Source organism: Bacillus sp. SIMBA_008, from assembly GCF_046535495.1.
Lineage (GTDB): Bacteria > Bacillota > Bacilli > Bacillales > Bacillaceae > Bacillus > Bacillus subtilis.
The window spans coordinates 15,501-34,318 of the sequence record NZ_JAWRWL010000005.1 but is presented as its reverse complement, the minus strand read 5'-3'; the positions used below and the strand labels follow the sequence as shown (position 1 = coordinate 34,318).

Sequence of the window (18,818 nt, the reverse complement as noted above, 5' to 3'; positions counted from 1 at the left end):
TAGGAGCGCAAAGAAATGGTGCAAAAGAGAAATCATTTTCTCCCTTACTCATTGCCGTTAATCGGTAAGGAAGAAATTCAGGAGGTTACAGAAACGCTTGAATCGGGATGGCTCTCTAAAGGCCCGAAGGTTCAGCAGTTTGAAAAAGAGTTTGCCGCGTTTGTCGGGGCGAAGCACGCCGTGGCGGTAAATTCATGTACCGCAGCTTTATTTTTGGCTTTGAAAGCAAAAGGGATCGGGCCCGGGGACGAGGTCATTACCTCTCCGCTTACGTTCAGCTCGACTGCCAATACGATTATTCATACGGGAGCGACGCCTGTGTTTGCGGATATTGACCAAAACACGCTCAATATTGACCCGGTAAAGCTTGAGGCGGCCGTCACACCGCGAACGAAAGCAGTTGTGCCCGTCCACTTTGGCGGGCAGTCCTGCGATATGGATGCAATATTGGCTATTGCCCAAAATCATGGTTTATTCGTGCTGGAGGATGCGGCACATGCGGTATATACGACTTATAAGCAAAGAATGATCGGTTCTATCGGGGATGCAACGGCATTCAGCTTTTACGCCACCAAAAACCTCGCGACAGGGGAAGGCGGCATGCTGACGACTGATGATGAGGAGCTTGCCGATAAGATCCGGGTGCTAAGCCTTCACGGCATGAGTAAAGCCGCATGGAACCGTTATTCTTCAAATGGCAGCTGGTACTATGAAGTCGAATCGCCCGGCTATAAGATGAATATGTTTGATTTGCAGGCGGCCCTCGGACTTCATCAGCTGAAACGGCTGGATGATATGCAGAAACGGAGAGAAGAGATTGCCGGCCGCTATCAAACCGCTTTTCAGCAGATTCCGGGACTGATCACGCCGTTTGTCCATGATGACGGCAGGCACGCCTGGCATCTATATGTTCTGCAAGTTGATGAAAAAAAGGCCGGGGTTACGCGCAGCGAAATGATTACGGCTTTAAAGGATAAATACAATATCGGCACTAGCGTTCATTTTATTCCAGTACACATTCATCCGTATTATCAAAAGCAATTTGGATATAAGGAAGCGGACTTTCCGAATGCCATGAATTACTATAAACGAACCCTTTCTCTCCCGCTCTATCCATCAATGTCTGACGACGATGTAGATGATGTCATTGAAGCTGTGCGGGATATCGTAAAAGGGGCTGATTAAGTGTATACGGTAAAAGAAAATGTCTCCAAAGAGGCAATTGAGGAATTTCTCCAAAGCAGAAAGCTTACACTGGATGTTCCGTATCAATTTTCCCTCGGCCTTTTTGAAAACAGCAGGCTCCAAGGCGTATTGCTTTACGAAGATTCTTTGTGGGAAAGCAAGGTGCTTCAGAAGAAAGTCATGAACGTCAAACTTCTTGCGGCAAATAGTACCGGGCAGCTAAAGAGGCTGTTTGAAGCTTTTTATACTGTACGCCAAATGGATGAAACGGATTTTATCTTTGTCCGTGTTCCGGCTGAAGATATCGGAGCCGCGCATGTGATACAGCAGCAGCCATCCTCTTACTTTGTCGGGAGTTTGCTGAAGCTGGCGATGCCTCCGTCTTTTTATGACAAAACACCGCCATTTTTTGAACTGGGACCGCCTGAGCCCGGAGACACAGAAGCGATATGTGAGCTGGCCCGAGACTCGTTTACAAAAAGCAGATATTTTCAGGATCCTCATCTCAGCCGCGATGCAGCAAACAAAATATTTCAGGAGTGGACACGAAACAATCTGAATGGAAGGGCGGCGGTCAATATTGTCGCTAAACACAATGGCGAGGTCATCGGCTATCTTCAGGGCTTATCAAGAGATGATGAGTGCATTCTCGATTTGATGGCTGTAAAGCCGGGATTTGAAGGGAAACGTATTGCGTTTCATTTATTGGCGAATCTCATAGAACAACCGGAGACCCAGAAGCATAGAACGGTAACAGCGGGGACGCAGCTTCACAATGTAAGGGCGATCCGCCTTTATGAACGAATGGGCTTCACCGCTGAACAATCGTATTACTATTATCATATTTGGCCGGGCAAGGAGGCGAGATAATGGCAGCGTTTCAGATCGCGAATAAAACTGTAGGCAAAGACGCTCCTGTTTTTATTATTGCTGAGGCGGGGATTAATCATGACGGGAAGCTTGATCAGGCTTTTGCGCTGATAGACGCCGCGGCGGAAGCGGGAGCGGATGCCGTGAAATTTCAAATGTTCCAAGCTGATAGGATGTACCAGAAAGATCCTGGTTTGTACAAGACGGCAGCGGGCAAGGACGTCTCTATTTTTTCTTTGGTTCAATCTATGGAAATGCCTGCTGAGTGGATTTTACCGCTATTGGATTACTGCCGCGAAAAGCAGGTGATCTTTTTAAGTACGGTATGTGACGAGGGGTCAGCTGATCTGCTTCAGTCTACCTCGCCGAGCGCTTTTAAAATCGCATCCTATGAAATTAACCATCTCCCGCTGCTCAAATATGTCGCCCGGCTGAACAGGCCGATGATTTTCTCGACAGCCGGAGCTGAAATCTCTGATGTTCACGAAGCTTGGCGCACCATCAGGGCAGAGGGAAACAATCAAATTGCCATAATGCATTGTGTGGCGAAATACCCAGCACCGCCGGAGTACAGCAACCTCAGCGTCATTCCGATGCTTGCCGCCGCTTTTCCTGAGGCGGTAATCGGCTTCTCCGATCATAGCGAGCATCCGACAGAAGCGCCATGTGCCGCGGTTCGGCTCGGAGCAAAACTGATAGAAAAGCATTTTACGATCGATAAAGATCTGCCGGGTGCCGACCACTCGTTTGCATTAAATCCGGATGAATTGAAAGAAATGGTCGATGGTATCAGGAAAACGGAAGCTGAGCTGAAACAGGGGATCACAAAGCCGGTCTCTGAAAAACTGCTTGGCAGTTCATACAAAACAACGACCGCCATCGAAGGAGAAATCAGAAATTTTGCATATAGAGGCATTTTTACAACAGCTCCGATTCAAAAAGGTGAAGCCTTTAGTGAAGACAATATCGCAGTGCTTCGGCCCGGACAAAAGCCGCAGGGGCTGCACCCGAGATTTTTTGAACTGCTGACCAGCGGTGTTCGGGCTGTAAGAGACATTCCGGCCGACACAGGCATTATCTGGGATGACATTTTACTGAAGGACAGCCCGTTTCATGAATGATATTCTCTTTATCATTCAGGCAAGAATGGGTTCAACAAGGCTTCCGGGAAAAGTGCTTCGGCCGCTCGGATCGAATCGTTTACTTGACATTCTCGTTCACCGTGTCCGGAAAAGCGCGTTTTACCAAAAGGATCGGGATAATCTTGTCATCGCCACGTCTGACAAAGAAACTGACGACATATTAGAGGCGCACTGTATCAAACAAGGCTTTCGTGTTTTCCGCGGGAGCGAAGAACGTGTCCTCGATAGGTTTGTGAAGGTCATAGAAGCTGTTAAACCGTCAGTCATCATCCGGTTAACGGGTGATAATCCGTTTGTCGATCCGGAGCTGCTCGATGTAATGATTAAGGCGCATTTTGATCAAGGGTCGGATTATACGTATATCCTGAATGCCCCATTAGGGATTTGCGGCGAAGTGGTCAACGCCAACCTGTTAATTGACATCAGCCGTATTCAGGATTTGGAGGATCAATATCAGGAGCATGTCACGTTATATATAAGGAATCATCCAGCTCTTTATCGTGTTCAGTTTTTAGAGGCGCCGGAACGATTTCGCGCCCCTCAATATCGGCTGACTATTGATACAAAGGAAGACTATGAATCGATAAAGGCCCTCTATCAAAAAGCAGGCGAGCGCCCCGATGTATCCGCCTCAGAGCTTATCACCCTTCTGAACCGGAATCCCGATGCGGCAATCGAACGAGAGGCTGACTAGCCATGCATGTTGGGATCTTCGCAGACGGCGGCTATGAAAAGGGAATGGGCCATGTTGTCCGGATGAAGAGGCTTGCGGAGGGGCTCAAACAGCGATGCTTGATTACGTTTTATACGAATCAGGAGTCTGAAGCGTTTCTTCATGAAGAGCATTGGCGTGTCATCGTAAAGCCGGAGCTGCAGCAGCACGAATTTATTCTCCGGGAAATAAAAAGCAAGAAGCTTGATTTGCTTTTGTTTGATATTCTAGGCGCGCCTGCAGAGCTGTTAAAGAAAATAAAGACGGAGACAGATGCGAAAATTGTTCTTTTTGAAGAGAAAAACGGTAAATCAATTCAATATAGTGACGCAGTCATTAACGGAATTTACGGTGACATCAGAAGCAGGGTGTACGTTCAGGGAAACACACGCATCTATGAAGGTCCGGACTATCTTATTCTTCACCCCGCCTTTCAGGCCGCAAGAGAGGATTACACACTTAAGAAAGACTGTCGCAATATCCTTGTTGCATTAGGAGGAAGTGATCCGAAGCAGCTTATTTTTAAAGTGCTGGCTGCCGCTGATCAAGTCCCCGACATAAAAGACAAAAACATAATGTTTGTAATGGGGAGCGCTTCACCGCATCAAGAGGCAGTCCGAAAGCGGATCGAAAAGAAGCCGCAGTACAAGATGATCGAACAGACAAATGATATGGCAGGTTTGATGAAACAAGCGGACGCAGCCATTGTCGCCGGCGGCATCTCTCTATATGAAGCCATTTGCATCGGCGTGCCGTGCCTTGTTCTTTCTCAGGTTGAGCATCAAACGGCTACAGCCAAAACATTTGCTGACCAAGGCGCCGCTCTTGATCTTGGCTTAGGTGAGCTTGTACCGGATGAAACACTCATCTATCAGATGTCGCGCATTATGAGCAGCTATCCTCTTCGCCTTTCTTTGCACAAGGGAGGAAGGCCGATCGTGGATGGCAAAGGCATTATGCGGGTAACAGCTATTCTTCAAGATTTATATGAACAAGAGATATAAAAATGCATGTAAGGAAGTGTTAATGTGAAAGGTGTTATTTTAGCCGGAGGAAACGGCTCACGCCTTATGCCCTTAACGAAAGCCGTCAACAAGCATTTGCTTCCTGTAGGCCCGTATCCGATGATATACTGGTCGATTATGAAGCTGGAGGAAGCCGGAATAAAAGACATTTTACTCATCAGCCAAAAGGAGCATATGCCGCAATTTTACAAACTGCTTGGGAACGGGGAAGAGCTTGGCGTTACTATCACTTATCAAGTACAGCCGGCAGCATCGGGCATTTCGGATGGGCTGTCTTATGCAAAGCGCTTTACGAAAAAAGAGTCTTTCATTTTATTATTAGGTGATAATATATTTGAAGATTCATTAAAGCCTTATACAGAACGCTTTGAACAGCAGGGGAAAGGAGCAAAAGTGCTTCTGAAAGAAGTTGATGACCCGGAACGCTTCGGGATTGCTGAGATTGATGAGAAAAACAAGCGGATTCGTTCCATCATCGAAAAGCCCGAACAGCCACCGACCAACCTTTGTGTTACCGGTATTTATATGTATGATGCAGAGGTGTTTTCATATATTGAACAAATATCACCATCAAAGCGCGGCGAGCTGGAAATCACCGATGTGAATAATCTATACATCGAAAACAGCCAGCTTACGTATGATGTGTTATCAGGCTGGTGGGTAGATGCCGGAACTCACGAATCGCTTTATCTCGCTTCCCAGCTTGTACACCAGGCTTTACGGAAAGGACAGGACGAAAAGTGATGGCAAAATCATATTTAATTACAGGCGGTGCCGGCTTCATCGGGCTCACGTTTACAAAGCTCATGCTGAGGGAAACGGATGCGCGCATTACCGTTTTAGATAAACTGACGTACGCTAGCCACCCGGAGGAAATGGAAAAATTAAAGCAAAACAGCCGTTTTCGCTTTGTAAAAGGGGACATCAGCGTTCAGGAGGATATCGACCGCGCGTTTGATGAGACCTACGATGGCGTCATTCACTTCGCAGCAGAATCGCATGTGGACAGAAGCATTTCCCAAGCAGAGCCGTTTATCACCACAAATGTCATGGGGACATACCGATTGGCGGAAGCGGTCTTGAAAGGAAAAGCCAAGAAACTGATTCATATTTCAACAGATGAGGTATACGGGGATTTAAAAGCGGATGATCCCGCGTTTACAGAAACGACGCCGCTTTCTCCTAATAACCCATACTCAGCCAGCAAAGCAAGCTCTGATTTGCTCGTGTTGTCTTATGTGAAAACCCACAAGCTTCCGGCCATCATTACACGATGCAGCAACAATTACGGACCTTATCAGCACAGCGAAAAAATGATTCCGACGATTATCCGTCATGCGAAGCAGGGCCTGCCTGTTCCGCTGTATGGCGATGGACTCCAGATCCGAGACTGGCTGTTTGCGGAGGATCATTGCCGCGCAATCAAACTGATTTTAGAAAAAGGAACCGACGGCGAGGTGTATAACATCGGCGGCGGAAATGAACGCACGAATAAAGAGCTGGCGAGTGCCATTTTGAAGCATCTGGGCTGTGAGGAATTGTTCGCCCACGTGGAAGACCGAAAAGGGCATGACCGGCGCTATGCGATCAATGCATCAAAGCTGAAAAACGAACTGGGCTGGCGGCAGGAAGTGACGTTTGAAGAAGGCATTGCGCGTACGATTCAGTGGTATACAGACAATGACCGATGAGAAGGTGATCTGATTGACAAAGGTATTGGTGACTGGGGCGGGAGGACAGCTTGGCTTGGAACTATGCCGCCAGCTGAAGCAAGCCGGATATGAGGTCATTGCGTTAACAAAGAAGATGATGAACATTGCTGACCAGCGCTCAGTACGGCATTCGTTTGGCCATTATCAGCCGGATATCGTGGTCAATAGCGCCGCGTTTACGTCGGTTGATCAATGCGAGAAAGAGCTTGATAAAGCGTACTTGATTAACGGAATCGGCGCTTATTATACAGCGCTTGAGTCAACCCGCATCGGAGCTCAATATGTTCATATCAGCACGGACTATGTATTCAATGGGAAAGGAACCCAGCCATATAGGGAAGACGATCCCCTCGATCCGAAAACCATTTATGGCAAAAGCAAAAGGCTCGGAGAAGAACTGATACGATTAACGACAAAAGACAGCACGATCATCAGGACATCGTGGGTGTACGGACATGGCGGCAGTAATTTCGTTGAAACCATGCTGAAACTTGCTGAAACGAAACAAGAGCTTCGGGTTGTCAGCGATCAAATTGGTTCGCCGACTTATACGAAGGATTTAGCAGAAGCGGTCATCAAGCTGTTCAGCCATCCGCCGGGCATCTATCATGTCAGCAATTCAGGCATATGCAGCTGGTATGAGTTTGCGACGGCAATTATGGAAGAAAGCGGGCTGGAAACAGCCATTTTGTCTGTAACGACAGAGGAATACGGGAACAAAACGCCCCGTCCGGCATACTCTGTGCTGAGCCATCGGGCTATTGAAGAAGCCGGCATCCGCCCCCGCCACTGGCGGGAAGCGTTACGAGAGTATTTGCAGGAAAGGAGCAGTGCGTGTGATTGATGGAGTCAAGGTGAAAAAATTGATGAAGCATAGCGATGACAGAGGCTTTTTTGCTGAGCTGGTCCGGGACGATGAGAATCTCCTTGAGCATTTTGGGCAGGCCTCTTGGTCGAAAAGCTATCCGGGTGTGATTAAGGCATTTCATTATCATGAGAAGCAGGATGATCTCTGGTTCTTCCCAACCGGCCACGCTCAGGTTGTCCTATACGATCTTCGAGAGGATTCAAAGACAAAAGGAGAAACGGACGTCTATTATATGGGCGAAGACAACCCGATGCTGTTATTAATCCCAAAAGGGGTGGCTCACGGATATAGAGTGCTGGGAGAGACGCCGCTGACAATTATCTATTTTACCACCATGTCGTATAACCCGGATCAGCCTGATGAAAAAAGAATTCCGTGGGATGATGAGACGATCGGTTTTAACTGGAACACTGAATTCAGATAAAAATAGGAACGTGATCAATCGAAGAGCAGAGGCATCTTCGACTTTTTTTGCCCTTTTTTAAAATAGGATAAAAGATATAAAATGTCAGGCAGATGTTACTAGAAAAAGAGAGGGAAATCGTCCATTTGAACCTTGTATAAACAGGAAGGAATTCTCATTGAATTCCAAGTGTTAATATTCCTTAAAAAACATTTACTTCCATGGAAAATGATGATAGATTAATTTTTAAGAAAAAGAACTGGTAATTCGCGAATTATGAAAAAGCGCTTTTTCTGCAGAGGACGCTCTGGCCAAATTTCAACAATCAATTAGGGGGAAATGTCATGCTAAAAAGAACTTCATTCGTATCTTCATTATTCATCAGTTCAGCTGTTTTACTATCAATCTTACTTCCTTCGGGCCAAGCTCATGCACAGTCTGCATCAATCGAGGCAAAAACAGTTAACAGCACGAAAGAGTGGACCATTTCTGATATTGAAGTGACATATAAACCAAATGCGGTGCTTTCTCTTGGAGCGGTAGAATTTCAATTTCCTGACGGGTTTCATGCTACGACAAGAGATTCAGTGAATGGAAGAACACTGAAAGAAACACAGATTTTAAACGATGGAAAAACAGTCAGACTCCCGCTTACGCTTGATTTGTTAGGCGCATCCGAATTTGACCTTGTCATGGTGCGCAAAACGCTTCCTCGCGCAGGCACTTACACGATTAAAGGCGATGTAGTAAACGGTTTGGGAATCGGCAGTTTTTATGCTGAAACGCAGCTGGTGATTGATCCCCGTTAATCGATAGATTTGTAGTCAGAGACTGAGATGTTTTCAGTCTCTTTTTTTGTGGATTCAAAAGCTGGTACGGATCTTGCATGATGATAAGGGTGAATCCAATGAAGAAAGGAATTGGCGGGCTGATTTTTTAAAGCGCTTACATTACAGCCGGCCAAAAAAACAATGAGGTGAAAAAGATGTCAGCAAAGCAAGTCTCGAAAGATGAAGAAAAAGAAGCTCTTAACTTATTTCTGTCTACCCAAACAATCATTAAGGAAGCCCTTCGGAAGCTGGGTTATCCGGGAGATATGTATGAACTCATGAAAGAGCCGCAGAGAATGCTCACTGTCCGCATTCCGGTCAAAATGGACAATGGGAGCGTCAAAGTGTTCACAGGCTACCGGTCACAGCACAATGATGCTGTCGGTCCGACAAAGGGGGGCGTTCGCTTCCATCCAGAAGTTAATGAAGAGGAAGTAAAGGCATTATCCATTTGGATGACGCTCAAATGCGGGATTGCCAATCTTCCTTACGGCGGCGGGAAGGGCGGTATTATTTGTGATCCGCGGACAATGTCATTTGGAGAACTGGAAAGGCTGAGCAGGGGGTATGTCCGTGCCATCAGCCAGATCGTCGGTCCGACAAAGGATATTCCAGCTCCCGATGTGTACACCAATTCGCAGATTATGGCGTGGATGATGGATGAGTACAGCCGGCTGCGGGAATTCGATTCTCCGGGCTTTATTACAGGTAAACCGCTTGTTTTGGGAGGATCGCAAGGACGGGAAACAGCGACGGCACAGGGCGTCACGATTTGTATTGAAGAGGCGGTGAAGAAAAAAGGGATCAAGCTGCAAAACGCGCGCATCATCATACAGGGCTTTGGAAACGCGGGTAGCTTCCTGGCCAAATTCATGCACGATGCGGGCGCGAAGGTGATCGGGATTTCTGATGCCAATGGCGGGCTCTACAACCCAGACGGCCTTGATATCCCTTATTTGCTCGATAAACGGGACAGCTTTGGTATGGTCACCAATTTATTTACTGACGTCATCACAAATGAGGAGCTGCTTGAAAAGGATTGCGATATTTTAGTGCCTGCCGCGATCTCCAATCAAATCACAGCCAAAAACGCACATAACATTCAGGCGTCAATCGTCGTTGAAGCGGCGAACGGCCCGACAACCATTGATGCCACTAAGATCCTGAATGAAAGAGGCGTGCTGCTTGTGCCGGATATCCTAGCGAGTGCCGGCGGCGTCACGGTTTCTTATTTTGAATGGGTGCAAAACAACCAAGGATATTATTGGTCGGAAGAAGAGGTTGCAGAAAAACTGAGAAGCGTCATGGTCAGCTCGTTCGAAACAATTTATCAAACAGCGGCAACACATAAAGTGGATATGCGTTTGGCGGCTTACATGACGGGCATCAGAAAATCGGCAGAAGCATCGCGTTTCCGCGGATGGGTCTAATTTGAGAAGCCTCCGCAAAATAATTTTGCATTTGTTTTTTGCGTAAAGAGCAAAAAACGCAAAATAAATTTGCGTTCAAGATCGGAAATAGAGAAAGGTGATCACCTGTTAGACAAATTTCTGTTCGATTCAACAAGTTTTTTCAGCAAAAGACAAGAAAATGGCATGATTCTTGCATTTTTATTCATATGCGAAGATATATTTCATAACACGAGGGGGACTACATATGACAGTCACATACGCGCACGAACCATTTACCGATTTTACGGAAGCAAAGAATAAAACTGCATTTGGGGAGTCATTGGCCTTTGTAAACACTCAGCTCGGCAAGCATTATCCGCTTGTCATAAATGGAGAAAAAATTGAAACGGACCGCAAAATCATTTCTATTAACCCGGCAAATAAAGAAGAGATCATTGGGTACGCGTCTACAGCGGATCAAGAGCTTGCTGAAAAAGCGATGCAAGCCGCATTGCAGGCATTTGATTCCTGGAAAAAACAAAGACCGGAGCACCGCGCAAATATTCTCTTTAAGGCAGCGGCTATTTTGCGCAGAAGAAAGCATGAATTTTCAAGCTATCTTGTGAAGGAAGCAGGAAAACCGTGGAAGGAAGCAGATGCGGACACGGCTGAAGCGATAGACTTTTTAGAGTTCTACGCGCGCCAAATGTTAAAGCTCAAGGAAGGGGCTCCGGTGAAGAGCCGTGCTGGCGAGGTCAATCAATATCATTACGAAGCGCTTGGCGTCGGCATCGTCATTTCTCCATTTAACTTCCCGCTCGCGATTATGGCGGGAACAGCGGTGGCAGCGATTGTGACAGGAAATACGATTCTCTTAAAACCGGCTGACGCAGCCCCGGTAGTGGCAGCAAAATTTGTCGAGGTCATGGAGGAAGCGGGTCTGCCAAACGGCGTTCTGAATTACATTCCGGGAGATGGTGCGGAGATCGGTGATTTCTTAGTTGAGCATCCGAAGACACGGTTTGTCTCATTTACAGGTTCCCGTGCAGTCGGCTGCCGGATTTATGAGCGAGCTGCCAAAGTGCAGCCGGGCCAAAAATGGCTCAAACGGGTAATTGCAGAAATGGGCGGAAAAGACACAGTGCTTGTCGACAAGGACGCTGATCTTGACCTTGCTGCATCCTCTATCGTGTATTCAGCATTTGGATATTCAGGACAGAAGTGTTCTGCGGGCTCCCGCGCGGTCATTCATCAGGATGTGTATGATGAAGTGGTGGAAAAAGCTGTGGCGCTGACCAAAACGCTGACTGTCGGCAATCCAGAAGATCCTGATACGTATATGGGTCCCGTGATTCATGAAGCATCCTACAACAAAGTGATGAAATACATTGAAATCGGCAAATCTGAAGGCAAGCTATTGGCCGGCGGAGAAGGCGATGATTCAAAAGGCTACTTTATTCAGCCGACGATCTTTGCAGATGTTGATGAAAACGCCCGCTTGATGCAGGAAGAAATTTTCGGCCCGGTTGTTGCGATTTGCAAAGCGCGTGATTTCGATCATATGCTGGAGATTGCCAATAACACGGAATACGGATTAACAGGTGCGCTTCTGACGAAAAACCGTGCGCACATTGAACGGGCGCGCGAGGATTTCCATGTCGGAAACCTATATTTTAACAGAGGATGTACCGGAGCAATTGTCGGCTATCAGCCGTTCGGCGGTTTTAATATGTCAGGAACAGACTCAAAAGCAGGCGGTCCCGATTACTTAATTCTTCATATGCAAGCCAAAACAACGTCCGAAGCTTTTTGATTTGAGAGAAATAAAATCGTGCGATTCTTTAGCGGATCGCACGATTTCAACTTTTTGATCAGGAGGACAATTTATGCAGTATACAAAAATCAGTCACATGAATCCGGCTGAAAGAGTGGAGGCGCTGACAGCATCTCTGGTCAGCCTCAGCAGCGTGAACGGCACCGTTGGAGAAGGGACAAAAGCAGATTTCATCAAAGAAGTGATCACGAGCTATCCTTATTTTCAGGAAAACCCCAGTCATGTGTGGGAACAGGCCATTCCCAATGACCCATACAAACGCAAAAATATTTTTGCGTTTATTAAAGGACATGGAGAAAGCCGAAATACAGTCATTTACCATGCCCATCTGGATACAGTTGGAATTGAAGATTTCGGCCCTTTAAAGGATATCGCTTTTGATTGTGAGAAATTGGCCGAGTATTTCAGCCGCTATGAGTTCGATCAGGATGTTCAGCGGGATGCCAAATCAGGCGAGTGGATGTTCGGAAGAGGATCTGTCGATATGCAAAGCGGCATCGCCGTGCATTTAGCCAATCTCCTGCATTTTTCGGAGAACCTTGAGACGTTGCCGGGAAATGTATTGTTTATGGCCAATCCCGATGAGGAGAGCCAGCATTCGGGCATTCTCGCCAGCATTTCAGAGCTGAACCGGCTAAAAAAAGAAAAACAGCTTCACTATTTGGCTGCTATTAATACGGATTTTATTACCCCGCTTTACGATGGTGATCAGACAAGATATATCTATACCGGAGCCGCGGGAAAACTGTTGCCTTGCTTTTACATTTACGGGCGTGAAGTCCATGTTGGCGATACACTGGCAGGGATTGACCCAAATTTCATTTCATCTGAAATCACAAGCCGTCTCCACAATAACATCCATCTGGCAGAAAAGGTTGAAGGGGAGTTGGTTCTGCCCCCATCCTGTTTGTATCAGCGTGATAACAAGGAATCCTATAATGTGCAAACGGCTGTCAGCACCAGCTTGTATTTCAATTGTTTTATTTATGAAAGAACAGCAAAAGAAATGATGGATTTGCTTATTGAAGTCACTGAGGAAGCATGCCGGGAGACAGAACAAAAATTATCAGATTATTACGAAGAATATGTAAAAAGAGCCAACCTGCCAAAGAAACATTTATCATGGGGCATTCAAGTGTATAGCCTGGAGCAATACTTAGAAAAGCTGAGAAACCGGGGAATAGATCCCGAGCAGTGTATCGAGCAGACATTCAAAGCCAACGAGCACCTTGAACTTCGCATGAGATGCTTTCAGGCAATCGAAGAGCTTCAAAAGCTTGACCCCGATCAAGGCGCAAAAGTCATTCTATTTTACGCACCTCCTTACCTGCCGCATAACTATTTGAAAGAAGATAGCGCAAGAGATCAGCTTTTGCAGCATGTGATTAAAGAAGCGGCTGACAAAACCGCTGAATCGACAGGCGAAACATTTGTCTTCAAAAAGTTTTTCCCCTACTTGGCAGACGGCAGTTTTTTATCACTGCACGAAACCGATGGCGAAATTGATTCTTTTATCAGGAACTTCCCTGGGTGGAATATGATTGGGACCATTCCGTTCAAAGACATACGCAAGCTGAATATTCCATCCATTAATATGGGCGTGTACGGAAAAGACGGCCATAAATGGACAGAACGAGTCTATAAACCGTACACATTTCATGTATTGCCTCTCCTCATACAGCAAACCACCGTTCATCTTTTGCAAAGCTACCGGATGACCATCACGGCAAAAGAACCAAAGGGGGAAGGATGATGCAGAATCATAAAAATGAATTGCAGCGCAGCATGAAAAGCAGGCATTTGTTTATGATTGCTTTGGGAGGGGTGATTGGCACTGGGCTGTTTCTAGGCTCTGGCTTTACCATTAGCCAGGCGGGACCGCTCGGCGCCATTGCCGCGTATATCATCGGCGGATTTTTAATGTATCTCGTCATGCTTTGTTTAGGAGAATTGGCTGTTGCCATGCCGGTGGCCGGATCGTTTCAGGCCTACGCCACTAAATTTCTGGGACCGTCGACAGGCTTTATGATTGGCTGGCTGTATTGGTTCAGCTGGGCGAATACAGTGGGGTTAGAGCTGACGTCAGCAGGCATTTTGATGCAAAGGTGGCTGCCCTCCGTTCCGATCTGGATATGGTGCCTCGTGTTCGGCATCGTCATCTTTTTGATTAATGCGCTCTCTGTCAGAAGCTTTGCGGAAATGGAATTTTGGTTTTCAAGCATCAAAGTGGCGGCGATCATATTATTTATTGTGATTGGCGGAGCCGCTGTGTTTGGCTTGATTGACTTTAAAGGCGGACAGGAGACACCCTTTTTGTCTAACTTTATGACTGATAGAGGGCTTTTCCCTAATGGGGTGCTGGCCGTTATGTTTACGCTGGTCATGGTAAACTTCTCGTTCCAGGGAACGGAGCTTGTCGGCATTGCGGCAGGGGAAAGTGAAAGCCCGGAAAAAACACTGCCAAAGTCCATTCGAAATGTTATTTGGCGCACGCTGTTTTTCTTTGTGCTCGCTATGTTCGTCTTGGTTGCCATCCTTCCGTACAAAACGGCGGGGGTGATTGAAAGCCCGTTTGTAGCGGTACTCGATCAAATCGGCATCCCATTTTCGGCAGATATCATGAACTTTGTCATCTTAACGGCCATTTTATCTGTTGCTAATTCGGGATTGTATGCGGCGTCGCGTATGATGTGGTCACTTTCATCAAATCAAATGGGTCCCTCCTTTCTCACCAGACTGACAAAAAAAGGCGTGCCGATGAATGCCCTGCTGATTACGCTAGGCATTTCAGGCTGTTCGCTGCTGACAAGTGTCATGGCTGCAGAAACAGTGTATTTATGGTGTATCTCAATCTCGGGCATGGTGACAGTTGTCGCGTGGATGTCCATTTGTGCGTCGCAATTTTTCTTTCGCAGGCGTTTCCTTGCTGAAGGCGGAAATGTGAATGATCTGGAGTTCAGAACGCCGCTTTATCCGCTAGTCCCGATTCTCGGATTTTGTTTATATGGCTGCGTGTTGATCAGCCTTATTTTCATTCCGGATCAAAGAATTGGCTTATACTGCGGTGTGCCGATCATTATTTTCTGTTATGCATACTATCATCTAAGCATCAAAAAGCGTATAAATCATGAAACGATTGAAAAAGAGCAGACAGAGGCGCAATAGAAAAAGCTCTCCGGGAGGCCGGAGAGCTTTTTCTACGCATTACATCCTCATGTGTTTTTAGAATGAAATATAGAAATATATAATGGGATTTAAATGAAAACAATAAAACTTATAAATATTTCGTTCGAATTGTAAATAGTGAAAAAACAATGCTAAACTATAATACAACTTTATGATAAGAAGATTATGGAAGAGGTGTTTGAGAAAGAATGAACAGCAATCAAAACAATGACATCAAAACAAAACATCATTTTCCGTTATTGTTGGCACTGGCTTTAACGATGGGGGTATTTGCGGCCGGATCTGAAGAGCTTGTAATCTCACCGCTGCTGCCGGATTTAGCAAAAGCCTTCAGCTCAGATGTCAGCGTCCTTGCATTATCTATCAGTATTTACGGCGTTATGATTTTTATCGGTGCGCCGCTTTTGGTTCCATTAGGCGATAAATACTCCAGAGAACTGAGCTTATTGGCCGGGCTTATGATTTTTATCATAGGAACGGTGATATGCGCTTTAGCTCAAAATATTTTTTTCTTCTTTTTAGGCCGGGCGCTTTCGGGATTGGCTGCGGGAGCGTTTGTTCCGACCGCTTACGCAGTTGTCGGTGATCGTGTCCCTTATACATACCGGGGCAAGGTGATGGGACTGATCGTTTCAAGCTGGTCGCTGGCGCTGATTTTCGGAGTGCCGCTCGGATCATTTATCGGCGGCGTCCTGCATTGGAGATGGACGTTTTGGATTTTCGCCTTGATGGGCGTTTTAGTTGTCCTGCTGATTCTCCTTGAAATGCGCCGCCATGCCCAACATAAAAACAGCGGCAAGGAAGAAATAGAAGAGCCGGCAGGAACATTCCGGGATGCGCTGAAAGTCCCTCGTGTACCTGTTTATATCACGATAACCTTTTGTAATATGATTGGTTTTTACGGTATGTATTCCTTTTTAGGCACCTATCTTCAGGACGTTTTTACCGGAGGAAACACGGCTGCGGGCTTATTTATCATGATTTATGGAATCGGGTTTTCCATGAGTGTGATTACAGGAAAGATAGCCGACCGCATCGGAAAAATGCGCTCCCTTTTGATTGCGCTGGGGGTCATCAGTGTTCTGCTGGCGTGTTTACCATATGCGCCGGCGTCTATGTTTCTGTTAATCGCCAGCCTATTTATTTGGGGATTAATGCAAAGTTTGACGGTGACGCTGCTCAGCACCATTTTGAGTGACTGCTCAGAGCGTCATCGCGGAAAAGTCATGGTGTTTTACAGCCTCGCCTCGAATCTGGCCGTGACATTAGGTTCTGCTTTAATGGGACCCGTCTATGTGGCATACGGCTATGCAGCTGTCGGATTGATTTGCGCAGCCATCACAGTCCTCGGATTTGTGCTCAGTATATTCGCATATAAAAAGTACGGCAAACTTGAGCAGAAGGCCGATCAATCCTTATCTCAATAAACAAAGTTTCTAAATTCCTATAATTAAAAACCCTTTTTAAAGGGTTTTTTTGTTTGTATGGGAATAATTATCAATATTTTCAAAAAACATTGACAGTTCAATTTCCGCTGGATAAAATTTACTTAAAATTTTAAAAGATTGGTTGGTGCTCATGATTATATTGGATAATAGCATTCAGACAAAAAAAAGAACTGATTCACTATCCAAACTCATTACAGTCAACACGCTCGGCCCTGAGGGGACAAGCAGTGAGTACGCAGCAAAGCATTTCATTTCCAATTTTACTCTTCTACAAGGGCTGAACAGTAAATTGTCCTTGCATGATACTTTTGAATCATGCATCGAAAGGACGCTCCAAAGCCCGCTGGAATATACCATCGTCCCACATGCTTACGATGGCATTAAGCATTTCTACATGAGGCCGGATTTGCAGCTATTGCAGATCTTCAGGTGCGATACACCGATGTACGGCCTGGCTGTTCGTCCTGATTTTGAATTCAGGGACGATATGCTTGATACATCTGTTATTGTTTCACATCCTTCACCTATTAATTTAATAAAATATTTTACCCGCAAAGATGTTCGTTTCAAACTAGTCAATTCAACCAGTCAAGCCGCAAGAAAAGTAAAAGAAGGTTTGTATGACATTGCCTTAACCAATGAGCTTGCACGGCAAAAGTACGGGCTAACCTTTGTAAAAACATTCAAAAGCATTCCAATGAGCTGGTCATTATTTGGAAAAGGAGACGTTGATGATGAAAACTAAAGAAGATATGCAGGAGCTTTATTTCCCGACACCGAAATTAATTGAATGGGAAAACGGAGTGAGGCAGTATTCAACCGTACGAGGGGATACTGAAGTATTAATGTCTTACGTCCCGCCGCATACCAATGTTGAACCCCATCAGCATAAGGAGGTCCAAATCGGCATGGTCGTTTCTGGCGAGCTGATGATGACTGTCGGAGATGTGACAAGAAAAATGACAGCCTTGGAATCTGCCTATATCGCGCCGCCGCATGTGCCTCACGGGGCAAGAAACGACACAGACCAAGAAGTGATTGCTATTGATATCAAGCGGCTGAAAGCTGATGAAACATATACAAGTCCTGAGGACTACTTTTTGGATATTTTCAAAACAAGAGACCTGCTGCCGGGCATGGAAGTTACGTTCTTTGTTGAGGATTGGGTAGAAATTATGCTTGCCAAAATCCCTGGAAATGGCGGAGAAATGCCTTTCCATAAACATCGGAATGAACAAATCGGCATCTGCATCGGCGGCGGCTATGACATGACGGTCGAAGGCTGCACAGTCGAGATGAAATTCGGCACAGCCTATTTCTGTGAGCCTCGTGAAGATCATGGTGCCATCAACCGTTCGGAAAAAGAATCAAAATCGATTAATATCTTCTTCCCGCCGCGCTACAACAGAGCAAAAGCAAAAAAAATGAAGGCGGATGAATGATCATGAACCTCACCGATAAAACCGTCCTCATAACAGGAGGCGCATCAGGCATTGGTTATGCTGCGGTTCAGGCTTTTTTGGGCAAGCAGGCCAATGTGGTTGTGGCGGATATTGACGAAGCGCAGGGAGAAGCAATGGTACGAAAAGAAAATAATGACAGGCTGCACTTTGTGCAAACGGACATCACAGACGAAGCTGCCTGCCAGCACGCAGTTGAATCGGCGGTTCATACATTTGGCGGGCTCGATGTCTTGATTAATAATGCAGGCATTGAAATCGTGGCGCCTATTCACGAGATGGAGCTCAGCGATTGGAACAAGGTGCTGCAAGTCAATTTGACCGGCATGTTTTTAATGAGCAAACATGCACTCAAGCATATGCTGGCCGCCGGCAAGGGCAACATCATTAATACGTGCTCTGTCGGCGGACTCGTGGCATGGCCTGATATTCCTGCCTATAACGCCAGCAAAGGCGGGGTTTTGCAGCTGACTAAATCAATGGCCGTTGATTATGCGAAACATCACATTCGCGTGAACTGCGTATGCCCGGGGATCATCGACACACCGCTGAATGAAAAATCATTCCTTGAAAATAACGAAGGCACACTTGAAGAGATCAAAAAAGAAAAGGCGAAGGTAAATCCGCTGCTGAGGCTTGGGAAACCTGAAGAAATCGCAAACGTGATGCTGTTTTTAGCCTCGGATTTATCAAGCTATATGACCGGAAGCGCCATCACCGCAGACGGAGGATACACCGCACAATAGAGAAGG

At 46.2% G+C, this 18,818-nt stretch carries 18 protein-coding genes; all 18 read left to right on the top strand.

Annotated features, from left to right (window positions below):
- The first annotated feature begins 15 nt into the window (after nucleotides 1-15).
- Nucleotides 16-1,185: a DegT/DnrJ/EryC1/StrS family aminotransferase gene (locus SB658_RS16440; RefSeq protein ID WP_014481249.1), complete on the top strand. Its 1,170-nt coding sequence runs from the start codon at nucleotides 16-18 to the stop codon at nucleotides 1,183-1,185.
- Nucleotides 1,186-2,055: a GNAT family N-acetyltransferase gene (locus tag SB658_RS16435; protein ID WP_029726214.1), complete on the top strand. Its 870-nt coding sequence runs from the start codon at nucleotides 1,186-1,188 to the stop codon at nucleotides 2,053-2,055. It abuts the gene before it with no gap.
- Nucleotides 2,055-3,176, top strand: a complete 1,122-nt coding sequence (locus tag SB658_RS16430; protein ID WP_029726215.1) for an N-acetylneuraminate synthase family protein — start codon at nucleotides 2,055-2,057, stop codon at nucleotides 3,174-3,176. Before SB658_RS16435 ends, SB658_RS16430 begins: the two co-directional genes overlap by 1 nt.
- Nucleotides 3,169-3,891, top strand: coding sequence for a glycosyltransferase family protein (locus SB658_RS16425; RefSeq protein ID WP_029726216.1), 723 nt, complete (start codon nucleotides 3,169-3,171; stop codon nucleotides 3,889-3,891). Before SB658_RS16430 ends, SB658_RS16425 begins: the two co-directional genes overlap by 8 nt.
- Nucleotides 3,892-3,893: 2 nt before the next feature.
- Nucleotides 3,894-4,913 (top strand): PseG/SpsG family protein, encoded by a 1,020-nt coding sequence (locus SB658_RS16420; RefSeq protein ID WP_144500470.1) that lies wholly within the window; start codon nucleotides 3,894-3,896, stop codon nucleotides 4,911-4,913.
- Nucleotides 4,914-4,937: 24 nt separating this feature from the next.
- Nucleotides 4,938-5,678: a sugar phosphate nucleotidyltransferase gene (locus tag SB658_RS16415; RefSeq protein WP_014478328.1), complete on the top strand. Its 741-nt coding sequence runs from the start codon at nucleotides 4,938-4,940 to the stop codon at nucleotides 5,676-5,678.
- Entirely contained in the window at nucleotides 5,678-6,625 is a 948-nt protein-coding gene (rfbB, locus tag SB658_RS16410; RefSeq protein ID WP_072173258.1) for a dTDP-glucose 4,6-dehydratase, read from the top strand. Before SB658_RS16415 ends, rfbB begins: the two co-directional genes overlap by 1 nt.
- A 13-nt stretch (nucleotides 6,626-6,638) precedes the next feature.
- Nucleotides 6,639-7,490 carry a dTDP-4-dehydrorhamnose reductase gene (gene rfbD / locus SB658_RS16405; RefSeq protein ID WP_003242585.1) on the top strand — a complete coding sequence of 284 codons (852 nt, stop codon included), beginning with the start codon at nucleotides 6,639-6,641 and terminating at the stop codon, nucleotides 7,488-7,490.
- Complete coding sequence (locus SB658_RS16400) at nucleotides 7,483-7,938, top strand: dTDP-4-dehydrorhamnose 3,5-epimerase family protein (RefSeq protein ID WP_003242881.1); 456 nt, start codon at nucleotides 7,483-7,485, stop codon at nucleotides 7,936-7,938. The genes rfbD and SB658_RS16400 overlap by 8 nt, the downstream gene beginning before the upstream one ends.
- 323 nt (nucleotides 7,939-8,261) lie before the next feature.
- Nucleotides 8,262-8,726 carry a biofilm surface layer hydrophobin BslB gene (gene bslB, locus SB658_RS16395; protein WP_003242493.1) on the top strand — a complete coding sequence of 155 codons (465 nt, stop codon included), beginning with the start codon at nucleotides 8,262-8,264 and terminating at the stop codon, nucleotides 8,724-8,726.
- Nucleotides 8,727-8,902: 176 nt separating this feature from the next.
- Nucleotides 8,903-10,177 (top strand): glutamate dehydrogenase, encoded by a 1,275-nt coding sequence (gene rocG / locus SB658_RS16390; RefSeq protein ID WP_003227482.1) that lies wholly within the window; start codon nucleotides 8,903-8,905, stop codon nucleotides 10,175-10,177.
- Nucleotides 10,178-10,403: 226 nt separating this feature from the next.
- On the top strand, nucleotides 10,404-11,951 hold the full coding sequence (pruA, locus tag SB658_RS16385; RefSeq protein ID WP_003243454.1) for an L-glutamate gamma-semialdehyde dehydrogenase: 1,548 nt from the start codon (nucleotides 10,404-10,406) through the stop codon (nucleotides 11,949-11,951).
- A gap of 73 nt (nucleotides 11,952-12,024) precedes the next feature.
- Nucleotides 12,025-13,725 (top strand): M20 family metallopeptidase, encoded by a 1,701-nt coding sequence (locus tag SB658_RS16380; protein WP_003227487.1) that lies wholly within the window; start codon nucleotides 12,025-12,027, stop codon nucleotides 13,723-13,725.
- Nucleotides 13,725-15,137, top strand: a complete 1,413-nt coding sequence (locus SB658_RS16375) for an amino acid permease (protein WP_144500472.1) — start codon at nucleotides 13,725-13,727, stop codon at nucleotides 15,135-15,137. Before SB658_RS16380 ends, SB658_RS16375 begins: the two co-directional genes overlap by 1 nt.
- 209 nt (nucleotides 15,138-15,346) lie before the next feature.
- A complete protein-coding gene (locus SB658_RS16370; RefSeq protein WP_095010536.1) occupies nucleotides 15,347-16,585 on the top strand; it encodes an MFS transporter in 1,239 nt (412 codons plus the stop codon).
- Between the two features lie 151 nt (nucleotides 16,586-16,736).
- Entirely contained in the window at nucleotides 16,737-17,351 is a 615-nt protein-coding gene (gene bacA, locus SB658_RS16365; RefSeq protein ID WP_009968341.1) for a prephenate decarboxylase, read from the top strand.
- On the top strand, nucleotides 17,341-18,048 hold the full coding sequence (bacB, locus tag SB658_RS16360) for a 3-((4R)-4-hydroxycyclohexa-1,5-dien-1-yl)-2-oxopropanoate isomerase (RefSeq protein WP_003244300.1): 708 nt from the start codon (nucleotides 17,341-17,343) through the stop codon (nucleotides 18,046-18,048). The genes bacA and bacB overlap by 11 nt, the downstream gene beginning before the upstream one ends.
- A 2-nt stretch (nucleotides 18,049-18,050) precedes the next feature.
- Nucleotides 18,051-18,812, top strand: coding sequence for a dihydroanticapsin 7-dehydrogenase (gene bacC / locus SB658_RS16355; protein ID WP_026009856.1), 762 nt, complete (start codon nucleotides 18,051-18,053; stop codon nucleotides 18,810-18,812).
- The last annotated feature ends 6 nt before the right edge of the window (nucleotides 18,813-18,818 follow it).

Coding starts and splice junctions, on each gene's coding strand:
- bacB (WP_003244300.1), top strand. CDS start 17,341: ATGAAAACTAAAGAAGATATGCAGGAGCTTTATTTCCCGACACCGAAA.
- SB658_RS16420 (WP_144500470.1), top strand. CDS start 3,894: ATGCATGTTGGGATCTTCGCAGACGGCGGCTATGAAAAGGGAATGGGC.
- bacC (WP_026009856.1), top strand. CDS start 18,051: ATGAACCTCACCGATAAAACCGTCCTCATAACAGGAGGCGCATCAGGC.
- rfbB (WP_072173258.1), top strand. CDS start 5,678: ATGGCAAAATCATATTTAATTACAGGCGGTGCCGGCTTCATCGGGCTC.
- SB658_RS16430 (WP_029726215.1), top strand. CDS start 2,055: ATGGCAGCGTTTCAGATCGCGAATAAAACTGTAGGCAAAGACGCTCCT.
- SB658_RS16425 (WP_029726216.1), top strand. CDS start 3,169: ATGAATGATATTCTCTTTATCATTCAGGCAAGAATGGGTTCAACAAGG.
- rocG (WP_003227482.1), top strand. CDS start 8,903: ATGTCAGCAAAGCAAGTCTCGAAAGATGAAGAAAAAGAAGCTCTTAAC.
- SB658_RS16440 (WP_014481249.1), top strand. CDS start 16: ATGGTGCAAAAGAGAAATCATTTTCTCCCTTACTCATTGCCGTTAATC.
- SB658_RS16375 (WP_144500472.1), top strand. CDS start 13,725: ATGCAGAATCATAAAAATGAATTGCAGCGCAGCATGAAAAGCAGGCAT.
- pruA (WP_003243454.1), top strand. CDS start 10,404: ATGACAGTCACATACGCGCACGAACCATTTACCGATTTTACGGAAGCA.
- bslB (WP_003242493.1), top strand. CDS start 8,262: ATGCTAAAAAGAACTTCATTCGTATCTTCATTATTCATCAGTTCAGCT.
- SB658_RS16380 (WP_003227487.1), top strand. CDS start 12,025: ATGCAGTATACAAAAATCAGTCACATGAATCCGGCTGAAAGAGTGGAG.
- SB658_RS16370 (WP_095010536.1), top strand. CDS start 15,347: ATGAACAGCAATCAAAACAATGACATCAAAACAAAACATCATTTTCCG.
- bacA (WP_009968341.1), top strand. CDS start 16,737: ATGATTATATTGGATAATAGCATTCAGACAAAAAAAAGAACTGATTCA.